This is a genomic window from Brevundimonas sp. NPDC046655 (assembly GCF_044901625.1).
GTDB lineage: Bacteria > Pseudomonadota > Alphaproteobacteria > Caulobacterales > Caulobacteraceae > Brevundimonas.
Window position 1 is genome coordinate 70118 of record NZ_JBJDPV010000006.1, and the last position, 19358, is coordinate 89475.

The 19358-nt window shown below is 67.4% G+C and carries 17 protein-coding genes; 9 read left to right on the forward strand and 8 right to left on the reverse strand.

The window, feature by feature from the left end; translation table 11 throughout:
* Position 1 precedes the first annotated feature (1 nt).
* The 5 genes from ACI2KI_RS15260 to mce all read left to right on the forward strand — a co-directional run bounded on the left by ACI2KI_RS15260 (position 2) and on the right by mce (position 6195).
* Complete coding sequence (locus ACI2KI_RS15260; RefSeq protein WP_404621426.1) at positions 2-1978, forward strand: acetyl-CoA carboxylase biotin carboxylase subunit; 1977 nt, start codon at positions 2-4, stop codon at positions 1976-1978.
* A gap of 95 nt (positions 1979-2073) precedes the next feature.
* Entirely contained in the window at positions 2074-2229 is a 156-nt protein-coding gene (locus tag ACI2KI_RS15265) for a hypothetical protein (protein ID WP_404621428.1), read from the forward strand.
* Positions 2226-3617 (forward strand): methylmalonyl-CoA mutase family protein, encoded by a 1392-nt coding sequence (locus ACI2KI_RS15270; protein ID WP_404621430.1) that lies wholly within the window; start codon positions 2226-2228, stop codon positions 3615-3617. The genes ACI2KI_RS15265 and ACI2KI_RS15270 overlap by 4 nt, the downstream gene beginning before the upstream one ends.
* Positions 3614-5773, forward strand: coding sequence for a methylmalonyl-CoA mutase (gene scpA, locus ACI2KI_RS15275; protein ID WP_404621432.1), 2160 nt, complete (start codon positions 3614-3616; stop codon positions 5771-5773). Before ACI2KI_RS15270 ends, scpA begins: the two co-directional genes overlap by 4 nt.
* Positions 5773-6195 (forward strand): methylmalonyl-CoA epimerase, encoded by a 423-nt coding sequence (gene mce, locus ACI2KI_RS15280; RefSeq protein WP_404621434.1) that lies wholly within the window; start codon positions 5773-5775, stop codon positions 6193-6195. Before scpA ends, mce begins: the two co-directional genes overlap by 1 nt.
* 38 nt (positions 6196-6233) lie before the next feature.
* Here the strand turns inward: mce and ACI2KI_RS15285 are convergent, their stop codons facing one another.
* Together ACI2KI_RS15285 and ACI2KI_RS15290 are read right to left on the reverse strand one after the other, a co-directional pair.
* Positions 6234-8792, reverse strand: coding sequence for a TonB-dependent receptor (locus ACI2KI_RS15285; RefSeq protein ID WP_404621436.1), 2559 nt, complete (start codon positions 8790-8792; stop codon positions 6234-6236).
* A 200-nt stretch (positions 8793-8992) separates the two neighbouring features.
* Positions 8993-11068, reverse strand: a complete 2076-nt coding sequence (locus tag ACI2KI_RS15290) for a TonB-dependent receptor domain-containing protein (protein ID WP_404621438.1) — start codon at positions 11066-11068, stop codon at positions 8993-8995.
* A gap of 130 nt (positions 11069-11198) precedes the next feature.
* On the opposite strand from ACI2KI_RS15290, the gene ACI2KI_RS15295 reads away from it, so the two are divergent.
* Entirely contained in the window at positions 11199-12083 is an 885-nt protein-coding gene (locus ACI2KI_RS15295; RefSeq protein WP_404621440.1) for a DUF4232 domain-containing protein, read from the forward strand.
* Between the two features lie 45 nt (positions 12084-12128).
* Positions 12129-13331 carry a glycine C-acetyltransferase gene (locus ACI2KI_RS15300; RefSeq protein ID WP_404621442.1) on the forward strand — a complete coding sequence of 401 codons (1203 nt, stop codon included), beginning with the start codon at positions 12129-12131 and terminating at the stop codon, positions 13329-13331.
* A gap of 12 nt (positions 13332-13343) precedes the next feature.
* Here ACI2KI_RS15300 and ACI2KI_RS15305 read toward each other — a convergent pair whose 3' ends face one another.
* The 3 genes from ACI2KI_RS15305 to ACI2KI_RS15315 all read right to left on the reverse strand — a co-directional run bounded on the left by ACI2KI_RS15305 (position 13344) and on the right by ACI2KI_RS15315 (position 15241).
* Positions 13344-13994, reverse strand: coding sequence for an exosortase H-associated membrane protein (locus ACI2KI_RS15305; RefSeq protein ID WP_404621444.1), 651 nt, complete (start codon positions 13992-13994; stop codon positions 13344-13346).
* Entirely contained in the window at positions 13994-14536 is a 543-nt protein-coding gene (xrtH, locus tag ACI2KI_RS15310) for an exosortase H (protein ID WP_404621446.1), read from the reverse strand. The genes ACI2KI_RS15305 and xrtH overlap by 1 nt, the downstream gene beginning before the upstream one ends.
* Before the next feature lie 90 nt (positions 14537-14626).
* The gene (locus ACI2KI_RS15315) at positions 14627-15241 is read right to left on the reverse strand and encodes a hypothetical protein (protein ID WP_404621448.1); all 615 of its coding nucleotides are present in this window, start codon (positions 15239-15241) and stop codon (positions 14627-14629) included.
* Between the two features lie 266 nt (positions 15242-15507).
* Between ACI2KI_RS15315 and tdh the strand changes: the two genes are divergently transcribed.
* Entirely contained in the window at positions 15508-16542 is a 1035-nt protein-coding gene (tdh, locus tag ACI2KI_RS15320; RefSeq protein WP_404621582.1) for an L-threonine 3-dehydrogenase, read from the forward strand.
* Between the two features lie 58 nt (positions 16543-16600).
* Here tdh and ACI2KI_RS15325 read toward each other — a convergent pair whose 3' ends face one another.
* Together ACI2KI_RS15325 and ACI2KI_RS15330 are read right to left on the reverse strand one after the other, a co-directional pair.
* On the reverse strand, positions 16601-17005 hold the full coding sequence (locus ACI2KI_RS15325) for a hypothetical protein (RefSeq protein WP_312064375.1): 405 nt from the start codon (positions 17003-17005) through the stop codon (positions 16601-16603).
* Positions 17006-17086: 81 nt separating this feature from the next.
* Positions 17087-18109: a DNA topoisomerase IB gene (locus ACI2KI_RS15330; protein ID WP_404621450.1), complete on the reverse strand. Its 1023-nt coding sequence runs from the start codon at positions 18107-18109 to the stop codon at positions 17087-17089.
* A gap of 89 nt (positions 18110-18198) precedes the next feature.
* On the opposite strand from ACI2KI_RS15330, the gene rlmJ reads away from it, so the two are divergent.
* The gene (gene rlmJ / locus ACI2KI_RS15335; protein ID WP_404621452.1) at positions 18199-19020 is read left to right on the forward strand and encodes a 23S rRNA (adenine(2030)-N(6))-methyltransferase RlmJ; all 822 of its coding nucleotides are present in this window, start codon (positions 18199-18201) and stop codon (positions 19018-19020) included.
* Here the strand turns inward: rlmJ and ACI2KI_RS15340 are convergent.
* Entirely contained in the window at positions 19017-19334 is a 318-nt protein-coding gene (locus tag ACI2KI_RS15340) for an antibiotic biosynthesis monooxygenase (RefSeq protein WP_292081840.1), read from the reverse strand. The genes rlmJ and ACI2KI_RS15340 overlap by 4 nt on opposite strands.
* Between the last annotated feature and the right edge of the window lie 24 nt (positions 19335-19358).

The following is a 19358-nucleotide window of genomic DNA, read 5'->3' on the forward strand; positions in this document are numbered from 1 at the left end:
AATGTTCAAGAAAATTCTGATCGCCAACCGGGGCGAGATCGCGGTTCGCATCATCAAGACCTGCCGCAAGATGGGCATCAAGACGGTGCTCGTGTACTCGGACGCTGACGCTGGCTCGCTGGCCTGCGAGATGGCCGACGAGACCATCCACATCGGGCCGTCGCCCGCCGCCCAGTCCTATCTGATCCAGGACAAGATCGTGGACGCGGTGCGCCAGTCGGGCGCCGAGGCGGTTCACCCCGGCTTTGGCTTCCTGTCGGAAAACCCGGTCTTCGCGCGTCGTCTGGAGGCCGAGGGCATCACCTTCATCGGCCCGAACCCGCACGCCATCGAGGCCATGGGCGACAAGATCACGTCCAAGAAGTTCGCGGCTGAAGCGGGCGTCTCGACCGTGCCGGGCCACATGGGCCTGATTGAATCGACCGAAGAGGCGGTGAAGATCGCCAACGAGATCGGCTATCCGGTCATGATCAAGGCCAGCGCCGGCGGCGGCGGCAAGGGCATCCGCGTCGCCCATTCCGACGCCGACATGGCCGAGGGCTTTGCGGCGGTGAAGGCCGAGGCCCTGACCGCGTTCGGCGACGACCGTGTCTTCCTTGAGAAGTTCATCGTCAATCCGCGCCACATCGAGATTCAGGTGCTGGGCGACAAGCACGGCAACATCGTCTCGCTGTTCGACCGCGAATGCTCGATCCAGCGCCGCAACCAGAAGGTCATCGAAGAGGCGCCGTCGCCCCTGCTGGACGACGCGACGCGCAAGGCCATGGGCGATCAGGCCGTGGCTCTGGCCCGCGCCGTCAACTACGACTCCGCCGGCACGGTCGAGTTCGTGGCCGGTCAGGACCGCAGCTTCTACTTCCTGGAAATGAACACCCGTCTGCAGGTCGAGCACCCGGTGACGGAGCTGATCACCGGCGTCGATCTGGTCGAGCAGATGATCCGTTCGGCGGCGGGCGAGACCATGGGCTTCAAGCAGGAAGACCTGTCGATCAACGGCTGGGCCATTGAAAGCCGCATCTACGCCGAGGACCCCTATCGCGGCTTCCTGCCGTCGATCGGTCGTCTGGTGCGCTATGAGCAGCCGGAAGAGGGCGATCAGGGCGACTATACGGTCCGCAATGACTCGGGGGTCCGCGAGGGCGACGAGATCTCCATGTTCTACGACCCCATGATCGCCAAGCTGTGCGCCTGGGGCGAGACGCGCGACGCCGCCGTCGAGGGCATGGCCCGCGCTCTGGAAGACACCCACCTGTCGGGTCTGGGCCACAACGTGCCCTTCCTGTCGGCGGTGATGGATCAGGAGCGCTTCAAGTCCGGCCAACTGTCGACCAGCTACATCAAGGACGAGTTCCCCGACGGCTTCCGCGGTCTGGAGCCCAGCGAGGCGCAGAAGGACATCTTCATCACCGTGGCGGCGGCGATGAACGAGGTCCTGGCCGAGCAGGCGGGCGATCCGTCGGAACGCACCGACTGGACCGTGCTGATCGACCGCGAGGCCCACTCCGTGTCGCTGTCCTATGACGAGGCCGAGGATCTGGTCATCTCGCTGGATGATCGCGACCTGACCCTGTCGGAAATCGACTGGCGTCCGGGCATGGCCCAGTTCCGCGCGGTTCTGGACGACGAGCCCTTCACCGCCGAGGTCAAGCGCGCGCCCGACGGCTTCGACATTCGTCACCGGGCGGCCAAGGCCCGCGTCCGCGTCCTGACGCCCAGCACCGCCGCCATGTATCAGCGCCTGCCGGAAAAGGTCGCCGCCGACACCTCCAAGCTGGTGCTGTCGCCCATGCCGGGCCTGGTCGTCGACATCCCCGTAAGCGTGGGTCAAGAGGTCAAGTCGGGCGAGACCGTCGCCATCATCGAAGCCATGAAGATGCAGAACATCCTCAAGGCCGAGCGCGACGGCGTGGTGAAGGCGGTCGGCGCCAAGGCGGGCGATCCGGTCGCCGCCGACGATGTGCTGGTGGAGTTTGCATGATGCGGCAGGCGTTTAGCTTTCGCGGAGCGCTAACGGGGCGCGGACCCCTGAGCGCGCTCGCTGTCCTGGTCGTGGGTCAGATGTTGATCGTGGGCATGCTGGTCTGGGCCTTCTCGACGCCGAGCGGCACGACGCTGTCTACGCTTTTGGCCGCTTTGATCGCCATGACGTGGATGGCGCTGGCCGTTTGGATACTGGCCGCCACTGTGACGAAACTGGTGCGACGGGTTAGTGGAGGGGCGAAGGCATGACCTTTCCCACGCCGAGCCCGCTGGAATGGCGGGAACAGGCTGAGAAGGCGCTGAAGGGGCGGGCGATCGAAAGCCTGCTCCACCTCGACGCCGACGGCCTGATCATCCGGCCGCTCTATGCCGACGCAACCGGGGTGCAGGCGCTTCGTGCGCCGCGCACCACGGACGCCGAGGGGCGGGCGTGGGACCTGCGCACCCTTGTCGAGGGCGACGAGGCGGCGGCGATCAACGCCGCCGTGCTGACCGACCTTGAAAATGGCGCCGCCTCGGTGGTGCTGAAGGGCGCGTTCACGACGGACGAGACGACGCTGGCCGCCGCGCTGGACGGCGTGGCGCTGGAACTGGCGCCGGTGGCGCTGGACGCGGGCTTTGATGGCGTAAAGGCCGCCGAGGCTCTGGCGGCCGTGGCCAAGGGTTCGCCCCGCGCCCAGCTGCAATTCCATCTCGACCTGATCTCGGCCTATGCCGAGGCTGGCCCAGAGTCTGGGAAGGGCGACATCGACGCCGCCGTGAACGAGGCGGCGGAGGCCGCTGGGCGTCTGGCCGGGACCTATCCTGACGCCAAGCTCTTCCTCGCCTCGGGCCGTGTGGTGCATGAGGCCGGCGGTTCGGCGGGGCAGGAGCTGGCCTTCGCCGCCGCCAGCGCCGTCGCCTACGTCAAGGCCGCCGTTCTGGCCGGACTGACCGTCGAACAGGCGCTGAAGGGCGTGGTGCTGGGCGTCTCGGTCGACGCTGAATATTTCGACGCCCTGGCCAAGGTGCGGGCCATGCGCCTGATCTGGGCCAGCGTGTCCAAGGCCTTTGGCCATGAGACCCCCGCCGTCATCGAGGCCCGCTCGTCGCGGCGGATGCTGTCGGCGCGCGATCCCTGGCCCAACCTGCTGCGCCTGACCGCCGCCGGTTTCGCGGGCGCGGTCGGCGGCGCCGATGTGGTGGTGCTGGACGGCTTCACCCGCGCCGAGGGCCGTCCCGACGCCTTCGCCCGGCGTCAGGCCCGCAACACCCAGCTGGTGCTGATGGAAGAGGCCAATCTGGGTCGGGTGGATGATCCCGCCGCCGGCTCCTGGTTCCTGGACAGCCGCACCCGGGATCTGGCCGAGGCGGGCTGGAAGGAGTTCCAGTCGATCGAAGCCGAAGGCGGCGTGGTCGACGCCCTGAAACACCACCTGATCCAGCCGCGCGTCGAACGCGCGCGCGGCCAGTTGGAAGCGGCGCTGAAGGACGGCGCCCGCCACATGGTCGGCGTCACCAAATACGTCGATCCCGATCCGCGCCCGGCCCCGGTTGAGGCCGCCGATCCTGCCTTCGTCCCGGTGCGCCACGGCGCCCTGACCCCGGTTCGGTTCGCCGCGCCGTTTGAAATCGCGTCCGAGGAGGCGAACCCATGAGCTTCCCCGACTTCTCCAGAGTCGACCTCGACCTGACCGCGACGGGCGCTGGCCCGAGCCGCGACCCCTGGCTGACGCCCGAGGGGCTGACGGTCGAGACCGCCTATGGCCCCGAGGCGCTGGAAGGCCTCGACGCCATCCACGGCCTGCCGGGTTTCGCCCCCTATATGCGCGGGCCCTATCCGACCATGTACGCGGGCAATCCGTGGACCATCCGCCAGTACGCGGGCTTCTCGACCGCCGAGGAGTCCAACGCCTTCTATCGCCGCAACCTGGCGGCGGGTCAGAAGGGGCTGTCGATCGCCTTCGACCTGGCCACGCACCGGGGCTATGACAGCGACCACCCACGGGTGAAGGGCGACGTCGGCATGGCCGGCGTGGCCATCGACAGCATTCTGGACATGCGGACCCTGTTCGACGGCATCCCGCTGGATCAGATGTCCGTGTCCATGACCATGAACGGCGCCGTCCTGCCGATCCTGGCCCTCTATGTCGTCGCCGCCGAAGAGCAGGGCGTGCCGCACGCGGCCCTGACCGGAACCATTCAGAATGACATTCTGAAGGAGTTCATGGTCCGCAACACCTACATCTATCCGCCCGCGCCCTCGATGCGGATCATCTCGGACATCTTCGCCTGGACCGCGCAGGAGACGCCGAAGTTCAACTCCATCTCCATCTCCGGCTATCACATGCAGGAGGCCGGGGCCTCGGCCGAGATCGAGCTGGCCTATACGCTGTCGGACGGGCTGGAATACATCAAGGCGGGCGTGGACGCCGGCATGGACGTGGACCGGTTCGCGCCGCGCCTGTCCTTCTTCTGGGCCATCGGCATGAACTACTTCATGGAGGTGGCCAAGATGCGGGCCGGCCGCCTGTTGTGGGCTGAAAAGGTCGCCGAGAAGTTCTCGCCCAAGGACCAGAGGTCGCTGTCGCTGCGCACCCACTGCCAGACCTCGGGCTGGAGCCTCGCCGCGCAAGACGTCTTCAACAACGTGTCGCGCACCATGATCGAGGCCATGGCGGCGGCGGGCGGTCAGACCCAGAGCCTGCACACCAACGCCCTGGACGAAGCTCTGGCCCTACCGACCGATTTCTCGGCCCGGATCGCGCGAAACACCCAGATCCTGCTGCAGATGGAGACGGGCCTGACCCGCACCATCGATCCCTGGGGCGGCAGCTTCTACGTCGAGCGCCTGACCCATGATCTGGCCAACCGCGCCCGCGCCCTGATGGACGAGGTCGAGGCGGCGGGCGGCATGGCCAAGGCCATCGAGGCCGGCATTCCCAAGCTGCGCATCGAAGAGGCGGCGGCCAAGACCCAGGCCCGCATCGACACCGGCCAGCAGACCGTGGTCGGCGTGAACCGCTATCTGAACGACACGCCCGACGACATTCCGATGCTGAAGGTCGACAACGCCGCCGTGCTGGCCGCCCAGATCGAGAAGCTGAAGAAGCTGCGCGCCGAGCGCGATCAGGCCGCGACCGACGCCGCTCTGGAGGCCCTGACGGCCGGCGCGCGCGGCGACGCCAACCTGCTGGAGCTGGCGGTTCAGGCCGCCCGCGCCAAGGCGACGGTGGGCGAGATTTCCGACGCGCTGGAGGCCGCCTTCGGTCGCCACGTGGCCACGGTGAAGACCGTCTCGGGCGTCTATGGCAAGGAGGCGGGCAATGATCCCAAGGTGGCCCGCGCCCGCGACATGGTCGCGACCTTCGTGGAAAACGACGGCGGCCCGCCGCGCATCCTGATCGCCAAGCTGGGTCAGGACGGCCACGACCGGGGCCAGAAGGTCGTCGCCACCGGCTATGGCGACATCGGTTTCGACGTCACCGCCGGTTCGCTGTTCCAGACCCCCGCCGAGGCCGCCAAGGATGCGGTCGAGAAGAACGTCCACGCGGTCGGGGCCTCGTCGCTGGCGGCGGGGCATCTGACGCTGGCGCCCGAACTGATCGCCGAACTGGCCAAGCTGGGCCGCCCGGACATCATGGTGGTAGTCGGCGGCGTCATTCCGCCCTCGGACGTCCAGCCGCTATTGGATATGGGCGCGGCGGCGGTCTATCCGCCCGGCTCGGTCATCGCCGACACGGCGGCGGACCTGATTGAAAAGCTGAACCTGCGTCTGGGTTACGCCCAGCCCGCGCCTGCAGAGAAGAAATAATGATCGGCAATCTGAACCACGTGGGCGTCGCCACGCCCTCGATCGCGGACTCGATCAAGCTGTATCGCGACATCCTGGGCGCGACGAAGATCGGCGAACCATTCGACCTGCCGTCGCAGGGGGTCAAGGTCTGCTTCATCGACACGCCGACGGCCCAGATTGAACTGATCGAGCCCTATGATGAGACCAGCCCCATCACCGGCTTCCTGGCCAAGAACCCCAAGGGCGGCCAGCACCACGTCTGCTTCGAGGTGGCCGACATCCACGCCGCCATCGCCGACATGCGCGCCAAGGGCGTCACCATCCTGGGCACCGGCGAGCCCCGCATCGGCGCGCACGGCACCCCGGTCGTCTTCCTGCATCCCAAGGAGATGGGCGGCGTCCTGATCGAACTGATGGAAACGCCGAAAGAGGCGCACTGAAGTCAAAAGGCCCGGTCGATGACCGGGCCTTTTTCTTGTCAGAACAGGATCTTGCGGAAGCTGACCCGGAAGGTCCGGCCCAGCGGGTCCAGATAGTCGGGCTGATAGGACAGCGGCGTCTCGCCCAGGCCGTTTCGCACGTCCAGCTTCTGGTCGAAGATGTTGTCGATGCCGACGCTGACCCGCGCGCCCTTCAGCCACGGATACTTCGCCACGAGGGTCTGACGCGATGACAGGTCGGCGAACAGGTTCAGGTTCACCGTCGTCAGGTCCGAGAAGGTCAGGTCGCTGGCCTCGCTGCCGCCGTTGATCCGGGTGGATTCCTTCCAGTTGGCGTTCAGGAAGCCGCCCATGCCGCTCTTGAACAGGCCCATCTGGAGCTGGACCTCGTTGCGCGCCTGACCCCCGCGCGAGCCTGTGGCGGCGCCGTCCAGCAGGTCCAGCACCGGCAGGCCGTCACGGATCGTGATCTCATCCTGGATGCGATAGGTGTGGTACAGCGAGACGTTGAAGCGCCCTTGGCCGGGCTGCATGGCCGGGCCGCGTCCACCGCGTCCGCCGCCCATCTGCATCCGCATGCCGCCGCCGGGGGGAGGACCGCCCGCGCCGCCGCCGGGTGGCGGGCCGCCTTCCATGCGCATCACGACCGGAGCGCCGCCAGAGGCAGAGGCGCCGCCGCCCGGGCGTGCGCCGCCCGAGCCGCCGGGGCCGCGTTGACCCATTCGCGCCGCCGCCGCCGGGTCGGGCTTGCCGAACGGCGTCGAGAAGTTCAGACCCCAGCGGATTTCCTGCTGCTCGGCCTTCTGGAAGTTCAGCGGCCGGGCGTCGATCGACAGCAGGTTGCCGTCCAGATCTCGCGTGAAGCGTTCGGGCAGGGCGGCTTCCAGTTCCGGAGTGATGGTCGGGAAGGCGGCGATGGAGCCCTCGACCTCGGTGCGGCTGTAGTTGGCCGTCAGGCGCAGGTCCTTGTCCTTCAACGGCGTGAAGTTGAAGCCCAGCTTCAGGATGCGCTTGGTTTCCTCGGACAGGCCGGCGTTGCCGCCCTCGATGCGGGTGATGTTGACCGACTGGCCGGTAGCGAAGTCATAGACCGGCACATTGGGTGTCGAGATGGTCGGGTCGTTCAACTGCGACATCGACGGGGCGTTCTGCTCGTCGCTCCAGCTGACGTTGAAGTTGATGGGCGTCCAGGGGGACCAGTTCAGGCCCAGGGTATAGGCGCTCAGGCCGCCGAAGTCGGACAGGTCCTGATAGGCCAGGTTCAGGTTGGCCGACAGGTCGCCCAGCACGCCCAGGACCTCGCGGTCGCGGCTGGCGATCGGCAGGTTGAAGTTGCCCGAGGCGCTGGTCCGGTCGCGCGACAGGGAACGTTCCGAGAAGACGCCGGAACGCACGCTCTCGGAATCCAGCGTCTGGGTGTTGAAGCCGACCTTGAAGGTCGAGGTCAGCGCTCCTGCCGGACCCTCCCAGACGGTGCCGTTGATGACGCCTTCGAGATTGCCGCTGCTGGACACGGACCGTGCGGTGTCGAAAGGCAGGCGCGGCAGCAGGTCTGCGTCGCCGAACGGGTCGATCGCGCCCGCCGTCACCCCGGCCTGCAGGGTTTGCTGATCCAGGCCGCGCCCGGTGCGGGTCTTGGTCTCTGTGCGGTCATAGCCGCCGGTCAGCGTCCAGCGCCAGTCGCCCAGATAGCCGTCCACCAGGGCCCCGACCTTGCCCGCCAGGGTGTCGGTGGTGCGCGACAGGGCGTCGGGCGCGTTCAGATACAGTTGTTCCGAGATGCTGGACGGCGGCAGGGCCAACCGGACGCTGGGCAACCCCTGGTAGGACAGCCGCGAGGTGTCCTCCAGGCTGGCGCTCAGCGTCAGGGCGGTGGTGTCGTCCAGGTCGCGCACCACCGAGCCGGCGACCGAGGCCTGTTCCTGTTTGGCCAGCAGGGTGCGGTAGTCGGTGGGATCGCCGTCCTCGCGCCGGATGTCGCGCTCGGTCTCGAACAGCGGGGTGTCGTTCTCGTATTCCAAATCCAGCGTCGTGCGCTGCTTGCCGGCGATGCGCAGGATGTTGCCTTCCAGATCACTGACGGTGCGGCCGCCCTCATCGGGGCGGCGGACGCTGGCCTGCATGGTCAGCGAGCGGAAATTGGCCTTGAGAACGAAGTTCACGACCCGCTGGTCGGCGCTGTAGCCGTAGGAGAGGGCCGTTTCCTCGGGAAGGATTTCGGTGCGTTCGATGGCCTCGGGCGGGATGCCCCGGATTTCCTGGAAGCCCGAGATGCGCCGGCCGTTGACCAGGAAGACCGGCGAGCCGCCGCGCGAGCTGCGCGTCACCGGCTCCAGCAGGGTCATCAACTCCTGGATGCTGCTGGCGCCATAGGCCTTCAGTTGTTCCTCATCCAGCACCAGTTCGGGCTCGTAATCACCGAGCGCCGCGCCCCGGCGTTTGGTCGAGACAGCTTGAATCTCGCCCAGGTCATAGGCTTCCTGCTCGTTGATGGCCGGGACCGCAGGCGTCTGGGTCTGTGGCGCCGCCGCAGGGGTCGCCGTCTCCGCATTGGGGTCGAGCGAGGCGAGGGCGAGAAGCAGAACGACGGGCGACATGAAGAGTCCTGGCTAGACCGAAGGCTTGGGCGTCGACCTGCTTGAAGACCGATGTGCGCCGAATAAGGGCGACACGGGCTCCGTCAGATTAACAGCCTGTAATGACGTAGAAATGTCACAGCAGGCTCGACACCAGTCTAAACGAACGAAGGGGCGGCGTCCGTCGCACGCCGCCCCTTCTTTTTTCGACTTCGATGAAATCAGAAGCGGGCGCGGACGCCCACGACCAGGTTGCGGCCCCGTTGCGGCGCGGTCTCGGCCAGGAAGGAGGCGTGGTTCAGCGCCAGTTCGTCCAGCAGGTTGGTGCCGCGCAGGAAGACCTGCGACTTCACCCCGGCCAGCTCGACGTCATAGGCCACGGTGGCGTTGACCATGTTGTAGCCCGGCGTCTCGCTTTCGAAGGCGGCGATGTCGTTCTGCTTGAAGGTGCGGCTGTACTCCACGTCCCCCGACCAGGGGCCGGCGAAGGCTTCGGCGCGGACGCCGAGACGGGCGGCGGGAATGCGGGGCAGGTTGCCGCCGTCGCCCTTCAGCTCGCCACGCACATAGTCGCCGAAGACGGTGGCCGACAGCCAGGGCGTCAGTTGCTGGCGCACCTCGCCCTCGATCCCGGTGAAGGTGGCGTCGGCCTGACTGTACTGGATCAGGCGGAAGTCCTCGAACTGGTCCAGGGTCCGGGCGAAGATGTAGTCGTCGTAGACGTAGTGATAGGCACTGACCGAGGCCGTGGTGGACCCCGCCGTCTTGCGCAGGGTCAGCTCCAGCGCGTTGGCGGTTTCGACGTCCAGGCTGCTGTCGCCGATCTCATAGGTATTGGTCGCCAGGTGGACGCCGTCGGCGTACATTTCCTGCGCCGAGGGGGCGCGCTGCGAGCGTGACAGCGAGACGGCGCCGGTCCAGCCGGGCATGAAGTGCCAGACCGCCGAGCCGGAGATCGAGAAGGGCTTGTGCTCGGTATCGGTCAGGCCCAGGGCCGAAGCCTCCTGCCACTCCTGACGCACGGCGCCTTCCAGATGCCAGTCGCCCAGTTCGTATTCCTCCATCACGAACAGGCCGGTGTTCTTGGTCGTGCTGGGGGCCAGGAAGCTTTCCTCACCGACAGCGGCGAAGTCGCTCTTGCTCAGTTGCAGGCCGACCACGCCCTTGAAGCCGGCGATCTCGCGATGCTGGGCCTCGATGCGGCCGTCATAGCCCTCGTTGGTGAAGGTGGTCGAGACGACGCCTTCCTCCAGCTCCTGGTGCTGATAGTCGGTATAGCCGGCGCGCAGACGCACGTTCTCGATACCGGGCAGGGGATCGCGCACCTCGCCGCGCAGGTCGAACCGGCGGCTCTTCAACCGCACTTCGGGCACGCCGTGGTCGTGATCGTGCTCTTCGCCCTCTTCGTGGTCGTGGCCGTCATGGTCATGATCGTCGTGCCCGCCGCAATGCAGGTGGTCGCCGTGCGGGTGGCAGCCCTCGTATTCGTGGGTGTGACCGGCCAGACCATAGCGGCTGGTCTGTTCGGTATAGGCCGCGCCCAGATAGCCGCGCGACCCGATGTATGAGGCGCCAAGCGTCGCGGTCGAGGTCTCATTGTAGGAGCCGTCCAGACGCGCTTCGTCCCAGTCAGGCACCTTGTAGTCGTCGGCCTTGCGGGCCGCCGCCTCAATGCGGACGGCGAAGTTGCCGGCGCCCACCGTGGCGCCGACCACGCCGGCTTCCTCGTTGTCGACCGAGCCGCGGCGGTATTCGACCACGGCCTCGCCGCCGTTGGCCGGGACGCGGGTGGGGATCTTCTTGTCCAGCAGATTGACCGCCCCGCCGATGGCGCCGCCGCCATAGAGCAGGGCCGAGGGACCGCGCAGGATCTCGATGCCTTCCAGCAGCAGGGGCTCGCCGGAGATGGCGTGGTCGGGCGAGACTTCGGAGGCGTCCATCAGGCCCGCGCCTTCGCTCAGCACCTTGACCCGCGGGGCGGTCTGGCCACGCACCACCGGGCGACTGGCGCCGCCGCCGAAGGTGTCGGAACTGACGCCGGGAATGCCGCTGAGGGTGTCGCCCAGGGTCGATTGGCGGCGGTGTACCAGTTCATCGCCGCTCAGCAGGGCGACGTGCGAGCCCACGTCGTCGCCGGCTCGGCCCAGGGGCAGGGCGCGCACAACCACGTCGGCGATCTCGGTCGGCTCGTCCTGATGGGCGGTCTGGATGACCTCATCAGCCGCGAAGGCGGACGTCGAGAGGGCGGCGGCCCCGGCGGCGGTCAGCAGGAAGGTTTGAAGTCGCAAGGCACGCATCCCCGTTACAATGTCGCGAACTTGATATGTTATAGTGTATCATCACGCAACCGCCTCGCTGCATTTCCTTGCAAGCGGAGCCTTTGACGCAGAGCGGCGTTCGGACGGGACGTTCATGGAGAGCTTGTCGATGACCCGTTCCGCCGTTGCGCTGCTGTCCTGTATCGGCCTGACCGCCGCCGCCTGTTCGCAAGAGCCGGCGCCCGCGCCGACCGCTCCGCTCGAGGCGCCGGCCGGCCCCCCCGCCGCCGCGGTCGGCTACGCCTGCGAAAGCGGCAAGGTCGTCACCGCCACCTACCCGGACACCGAGACGGCGCGGGTGTCCTACGACGGGCGCGACTATGTCCTGACCAGCGCAGTCTCGGCCAGCGGCGCGCGTTACGTCGGGCAGGGGCTGGAATGGTGGACCGCCAGCCGCGACGGGCAGGAAAGCGGAACCCTCAGCCGACTGGCGCCAAATGATACGACAGGCGGGACGATCATCGAGCGGTGCAGCCGCCCGGTCCCGGTTCTGGCCCCGTCGCCCGAGGCGCCCTGCGTCGGAACCAACCTGCGGCTGTCGGTCGAGGGCGGCGACGCGGGCATGGGCAATCGCGTGACCACCCTGGCCTTGCAGAATGCGGGGACGCAGGCTTGCAGCCTGACCGGCTATCCCACCGTGACGCTGGCCGATGCGAACGGCGGCGCTCTGACCACGGTCAAGGCAGTGCAGGAGCCGGGCAATTACTTCGCCAAGGGAACGGTCCCGACGCCGGTCTCGCTGGCGCCCCAGGCCAAGGCCTATTTCGATCTGGCCTGGAACGTCGTCCCTCATGAATCCGAGGGCGAAAAGACCTGCCCCGAGGCCAAGACCCTGCGCCTGACCATGTCTGGCGACACGGCGGTGGTCAGCCTGCCGCTGGCCTTGACGCCGTGTGGGAAGCAAGTTCGTGTCAGCCCGTTCCGCCCGTTCCGCCCGTTCCGCCCGTTCCGCCCGGTCACCGACGCCTCGGCCAGACCTGCCCCGGCGACCTGAAATCGGGGGTTCAAACCTGCCGGGATTCAGCGTAGCGGAGAAATCATGACCCAGAGCACCAATACGGCCTTCTACGACCGCATCTCCGCCGAACTGACCGACATCGACGCCCAGGGGCTGACCAAGCCCGAGCGCGTCATCGCCTCGCGTCAGGGGCCGGTGATTTCGGTCAACGGCCGCGAGGTCCTCAACTTCTGCGCCAACAACTACCTCGGTCTGGCGGGCGACGAGCGCGTCACCCAGGCTGGCATCAGGGCGATGGAGAAGTGGGGCGCGGGCACGGCCTCGGTCCGCTTCATCTGCGGCACGCTGGAGATCCACAAGGAGCTGGAGCGCGCCATCGCCGACTACCTCGGCTTTGAGGCTGCCATCCTGTTCGCCGCCGCCTTCGACGCCAACGGCGGCATCTTCGAGCCCCTGTTCGGGGCCGAGGACGCCATCGTCTCTGACAGCCTGAATCACGCCTCGATCATCGACGGCGTGCGCCTGTGCAAGGCCAAGCGCTATCGCTTCGCGACCTCGGACATGGCCGATCTGGAGGCCCAGCTGAAGCAGGCTCGGGCCGACGGCGCGCGCGAGATCATCATCGCCACCGACGGCGCCTTCTCGATGGACGGCTACATCGCCAGGCTGAAGGACATCCGCGCCCTGGCCGATCAATACGGCGCCCTGATCATGGTCGACGACTGCCACGCCACCGGCTTCCTGGGCGAGAAGGGGCGGGGCTCCTATGCCTGGAACGAGGTCGAGGTGGACTTCGTCACCGGCACCTTCGGCAAGGCCCTGGGCGGCGCCATGGGTGGCTTCATCTGCGCCAAGGCTAATGTCGTGGCCCTGCTGAAGCAGCGTGCGCGGCCCTACCTCTTCTCCAACGCCCTGGCGCCCGCCGTCTGCGGCTCGTCGCTGGAAGCCATCCGCATCGCGGCCGGCGAGGAGGGCGACGCCCTGCGCGCCCAGCTGTTCGCCAACGCCGCGCGCTTCCGCTCGGCCATGACAGCGGCGGGCTTCACCCTGCAACCGGGAGAGCACCCCATCATTCCCGTCATGCTGGGCGACGCCAAGCTGGCCCAGGACATGGCGGCGCGGATGCTGGAACTGGGCGTCTATGTGATCGGCTTCAGCTTCCCGGTGGTGCCGCGCGGTCAGGCCCGCATCCGCACCCAGATGTCGGCGGCGCATACGTTCGAGCAGATCGACGCCGCTGTCGCCGCCTTCACCCAGGCAGGCAAGGAGCTGGGGGTCATCTGACCCCCGGCAAACCTACGACTTCAGGCTGTCGTCGGCCATGATGACCGAGCGCCCGGCGGGGTTGAGCGCGGCCCACAGCACGACCGCGCCGACCAGGGGCGCGACCGACATGCCGATATAGCGGCCGATGATGGCGATCTGCGCCAGGATGGGGTGCAGGGCCCGTTGATCCAGGGCCTGCCGCACGTCCGCGCTGGGCGGGGCCAGGGCGGGGTTCAGCTGCGCCGCCAGATCGCCCCAGATCAGGCTGATCAGCGACACGATGAACAGCAGCGTCAGCACCGCCACGGCCACGACCGCCGCCTTGAGCGGGTTCGGCGTACGCGGAGGCGCGGTCAGGAAGGCCAGGGCCAGGGGGAAGCCCAGCAACAGCCGACGCAGCGAGGTATGGGGCACGTCGTAGGACACGGGGACGCCGCCGCTGGTCAGATGCGTGCCGACGCTCCAGCCTCCGTCCGCCAGCACCGCGATCTCGCCCGATAGGCCGAAGAGGCGGAACGCCAGACCCGCCAGCGGGCGCAGAGCCGTCGCGAACAGGTCCGCGCCCCACAGCCACCAGAGCGGCAGCGCCAGTACGAACAGGCCCAGCGACCACAGGCCGAAGCGACGACGCGCGGCCTCTTCCGGCGTCTTGGCGCCCAGGGTGTCGAACCAGGCGGTCATCAGGCGGCGTCCTCAACGACGGTTTTGGGCGCATTGCCCGGTTGGCGGCTCTGCCAGCGGGTCCAGAAGAAGAAGACCAGCAGGCCCTCCAGCCCGATCATCGCGTCCCAGACATAGTGGTGGAAAAACTCGAAAAGGGATTCCGACCCGCGCGACAGATAGAGCAGGCTGATGATCCGCAGCAGGTTGACCAACTGCAGCGCGATCACGCCGACAGCCGCCCCGATCAGGCCGTCGCGCAGCCGCCCCGGGAAGGCCAGGATGGCCGCGATCAGCAGGGCGCAGACCTCGACCGCATTACAGCCCGCCAGCACCTGCACCGCGCCATGTCCGTCGGAAAAGCGCAGGATGTCGCCCTGTGCCTGAACGCGGGGATCGAACGGTGCAAGCACGAAGGCGCAGATGTCGACCAGCAGTTGGGTGAAGGGCTGGACGAACAACCTCTCGGCCCACGGTGTGGCCAGAACGCTGAACAGGGTGATCGCCAGCAGGGCGAACAGCCCCAGATACTGGACGGCTGGGGATTTGAAAAAGCGCGGCATGGTCGGGCGTCGTCGCCTCTTCAGCGGGAGATGGAAGTTGGAAAACGGGGGCGGACCGTGACGGCCCGCCCCTGCCGTCGTCTGATCCGATCAGACCGTGCGGCGACGCTTGTGAATGGTCAAGGCGGCGAAACCGCCCAGAGCGACCGTCAACAGGATCATGGCCCATTCCGTCATGGTCGGGACAGGGGCGGGCGGCGGCGTGCCGATGAAGTAGGTGGGCAGGGTGGCGGGCGCATCAACCGTGGCGCCGCCGTCCGTAGCGGTCTTGAAGGCCGCGGCGCCATAGGATCCCGACGTCGCCGTGGTTGTGACGCGCGCGCTGTCGATCACGATCTCCACATTTGAGCCGGCGGCGACGCTTTCTCCTGTGGCCAGGCGGAACTGGACGTTGTTGCCGTTCCAAACCGAGCAATAGTCTAAAGCGCCTTGCGCCAGCGGCGTCCCATTGACCGTAAACGTCACATCGGCGCCGCAACTTCCGTTGGTGATGACCAGACCGCTGAACTCGGCCAGCAGCAGGTTGGTGCGAAGGCTTGGCGTGTCGAGGGTTGTTGCGGTCGTGTAGCGGATGGTCACGTCCGTCGGCTGCGACACACGGCTGTCCGAAAGGCTGACGGAGACGTTGGTCAGGACGCCGGCCGAGGCTGCGTTGGCCGCAAGGACCATGGTGGCGCCGACGAAGGCGGCGATCATCTTTCTCATGGGTTTTTCTAAAATTTAAGTCCGAAACTACGTCGAGACCATCTCGCCGTCGATCTTCGATCCACGAGGCGCGGCGGTAGCTGATTCGCATTCTTACGGCCAAGCTTGTTCGAGGCGACCTGTCTCATTTTGTTACGTCGAGGGGCTGGGCGACGGCGCTCCGGACGGCGGATCCGGTCGAAGAGCGCATGATCCGCTTGCGATCATGGCCAAGGGGGCCTAGCGGCTGCATCTAAGCAACGGGAGCACCCACCATGACCGCCACCATGAAGGCCCTGGCCAAGACGAAACCGGCCGAGGGGCTGGAACTGATCGACGCCCCCATCCCCGTCGCGGGCGACGAGGACGTGCTGATCAAGGTGCACCGCACCGCTGTCTGCGGCACCGACATCCACATCTGGAATTGGGACGAATGGTCCCAGAAGAACGTGCCTGTCCCGATGATCACCGGCCACGAGTTCGCCGGCGAGATCGTCGCCATCGGCAAGGACGTGGATCGCCGCCTCAAGGTCGGCCAGCGCGTCTCGGCCGAGGGCCACGTCATCGACCTGAACTCCGAAGCGGCCCGCGCCGGTCACTTCCACCTGGACCCCGACACCCGCGGCATCGGCGTGAACCGCCAGGGCGCCTTCGCCGAATACGTGGTGGCCCCGGCCTTCAACGTCATTGAGCTGCCGGACGACGTTCCCTATGAGATTGGCTCGATCCTGGACCCGTTCGGCAATGCCGTGCACACGGCGCAGCAGTTCGACCTGCTGGGCGAGGACGTGCTGGTCACCGGCGCCGGTCCCATCGGCATGATGGCCGCCGCCGTTGCGCGCCATGCGGGCGCCCGCACCGTGGTCCTGACCGATATCAATGACTTCCGTCTGGAACTTGCGCAGAAGGTTGCGCCGGGCGTGCGCACGGTCAACACCACCAAGGAGGACCTGCGCGACGTCATGCACGAACTGGGCCTGAAGGTCGGCTTCGACGTGGCGCTGGAGATGTCGGGCTCGCCCGTCGCCTTCAAGCAGTGCGTCGACACCCTGATCATGGGCGGCGGCATGGCCCTGCTGGGCATTCCGTCCAAGCCGATGGAGACCGACTGGGGCACGATCATCCTGAAGGCCTTGACCATCAAGGGCGTCTATGGCCGCGAGATGTTCACCACCTGGCGCAAGATGCTGGGTCTGCTGAAGGCTGGTCTGGACCTGTCGCCGCTGATCACCCACCAGATGCCCTATCAGGATTTCCAGCAGGGCTTTGAGGCCATGAAGTCCGGCCAGTCGGGCAAGGTCGTGCTGAACTGGGCTGATTGATCGGTCGCTGACCCGCGAAGCCGAGGCCCCCTGACCGCAAGGCAGGGGGCTTTTCGTATCAGGCCACGGCGGAGCGCGGGCCGGTGGCGCGGAAGACGATGATCACGAACAGGATCATCGACAGCAGGGTCAGGGTCGGGCCCGCCATCAGGCCCAGGTTGGCCGCCGCCTGCACGTCCGCCCCGCCCAGCAGCTTGGCCGCAAGCGCCGGCATGAAGATCACCAGCCCGACCAGCGAAACCCAGAAGTGCGTCTGGGGCAGCCAGCCCAGCGCCGCCCCGGGCTGAATCCGATAGAAGAGGCCGTAAAGCGCCATCGACACCCAGCCCAGCAGATTGATGTGAGCGTGAACCGGCGAGGCGGCGAACTGTTCGGTCGCCCCCATCCAGTAGCCCAGCCCCATGCCGATCAGGGCGAACAGGACCGCCAGCCTCAGGAAGCGGTTGGAAAGGCGGTAATCCATCAGCGTATCCTCACAAGGGGGCGGCCAGGCAGGCGGATTAGGATGAAGAACGCCGATCTTCAAAATGAAACAACCGTCATTTCATGGCGACGACAGCAACCGGATCAGGGCCGGCTCGAACCCTTTCGCTTCGGCGCCGGGCAGGGCGTCGGCCAGGCTCCCGTCCTCGAACGTCGCCATCACGCGCGGATGGACATAGGCGGCGCGGCAGACCGTCGGCGTATTGCCCAGCAGGCCGGACACCTCCTTGACGCACAGGGTGATCTTGCGCCGCGCATCTGTGGACGAGGTCGGCGGCTCCATGCCGCACAGGGCGCGCGCGGCGGACACGGTCCCGGCCCAGGTGCGGAAATCCTTGGCCGAGAACTGCTCGCCCATGGCCTCGCGGATATAGGCGTTGACGTCGTCCGAGGTGACCGGACGCAGGTCGCCCGCCGCGTCCCGGTATTTGAACAGATGCTGGCCGGGCAGGCCCTCCAGGGTGCGCATCGCCCGCGCCAGCCGCTGATCGCGAACGCTTATCTTGTGGTCCTTGCCGCTCTTGCCGCGAAACTCGAAGGTCAGGGCCGCGCCGTCCACATCCAGATGTCGCTTGTGCAGGGTGGTCAGGCCGTAGCTGCGGTTCTGGCGGGCGTACTCGGCGTTGCCGACGCGGATCAGGGTGATTTCCAGCAGGCGCACGGCGGTGGCCAGCACCTTGTCGCGGCATGGCCCGCGTCGAGACAGATCATGCTCCACCCTCTGCCGCAGCTTCGGCAGTCTGCGGGCGAAGTCGGACAGGCGGTCGAACTTGTGGCTGGCGGCGTGGCGGGTCCAGTCGGGGTGATAGCGGTACTGCTTGCGCCCACGCGCGTCGCGCCCCGTCGCCTGGACATGGCCGTTGGCGCGCGGGCAGATCCAGACGTCCGTCCAGGCGGGCGGGACGGCCAGGGCGCGGATGCGGTCCAGCGTCTTGCGGTCTCCAATGGGGCGGTCGTCCCGGTCGCGATAGGAAAAGCCCTTGCCCGACCGGCGACGGGTGATGCCGGGGCTGTCGTCGCTGCACCAGCTCAGCCCCTCGGGGATATCGTGGACGATTGGAAGAGCAGAGGGGCCGTCGGGCATGGGTCGGGTCCTGGTCGCCGGAGGCCAACGGGCCGCATCGCGCGCGGGTTCCTCTTGACCCAGCGCCCGGACCGGGGGACGGAGCGGGCATGAACTATCGTCACAGCTTTCACGCCGGAAACTTCGCCGACCTGGTCAAGCACGCCCTGGTGCTGTGGCTGCTGAAGGAGCGGCAGGAGAGGGGGGCGGTCACGGTCCTCGACACTCATGCGGGCGCGGGCCTCTATGACTTGTCGGGCGACGGTGCGCGGTCGAAAGAGGCCGAGGCGGGCGTGGCGCGGCTGATGACCGCCGAGCACCGGCCGCCGCTGATCGAGGCCCTGGCGGCCGAGGTCGCGGCGCTGAATCCGGACGGCGGGGCGCGCTTCTATCCGGGCTCGCCACTGCTGATCGCTCGGGCGCTGCGTGAAGGCGACCGCTACCTCGGCTTCGAGTTCCATCCGCCCGTGCAGGAAATGCTGGCCGAGGCCTTGGCCGATTGGCCCGCAGCCGAGGGCCGTCAGGGCGACGGATATGTCGAGGCGTTGAAGGCGGCCAGGGCGACCAAGGGGCCGTTGGTCCTGATCGATCCGCCGTTCGAGCGGCCCGACGACTATGTGCGCTCGGCCGAGACGGCTGCGGCCATCCTGCGCCACGACCGCACGGCGACGGTGGCGGTCTGGACCCCCTTGAAGGACATGGAGACCTTCGACGGCTTCATCCGCCGTCTGGAGGAGGCCAGGGTCGGTCGGGTGCTGGTGGCCGAGGCGCGCCTGCGCCCGCTGAACAATCCGATGAAGATGAACGGCTGCACCATGACGGTGATCAACCCGCCGTCGGGCGCCGAGGCGGCGGCTGCGGAAATCTGCGGTTGGGTCGCGGCGACCCTGGGTGAGGCGGGCGCCCGGGCCGAGGTCTGGCGGGCCGGCTAAGCCTCGACCACCTCGCCGGGCTCATACAGGTGCGGCTCGAAGGTGGCGATGGCCAGGATCGGCTCCATGGCGGCCACGACCTGAGGATGACGGGTCATGACCTTCCAGTCCGTGGCGCTGGCCCAGACGGCGTGGTTGGCGACGACACGTCCGTTCAGGCCGCGATGCAGGGTGCCCGAGACAAAGCCGGGCAGGGTGCGCTGCACCTGGGCCAGGGCCGTCAGATGCTCGATCAATTCCTCCTGACGGCGCGCGTCGCACTTGAAGATGTTGATCAGGACGACGGGAGATTCGACGGACGCGTCGGCGGTCATGAAGGGCGGCCTCGTTGCAATCGC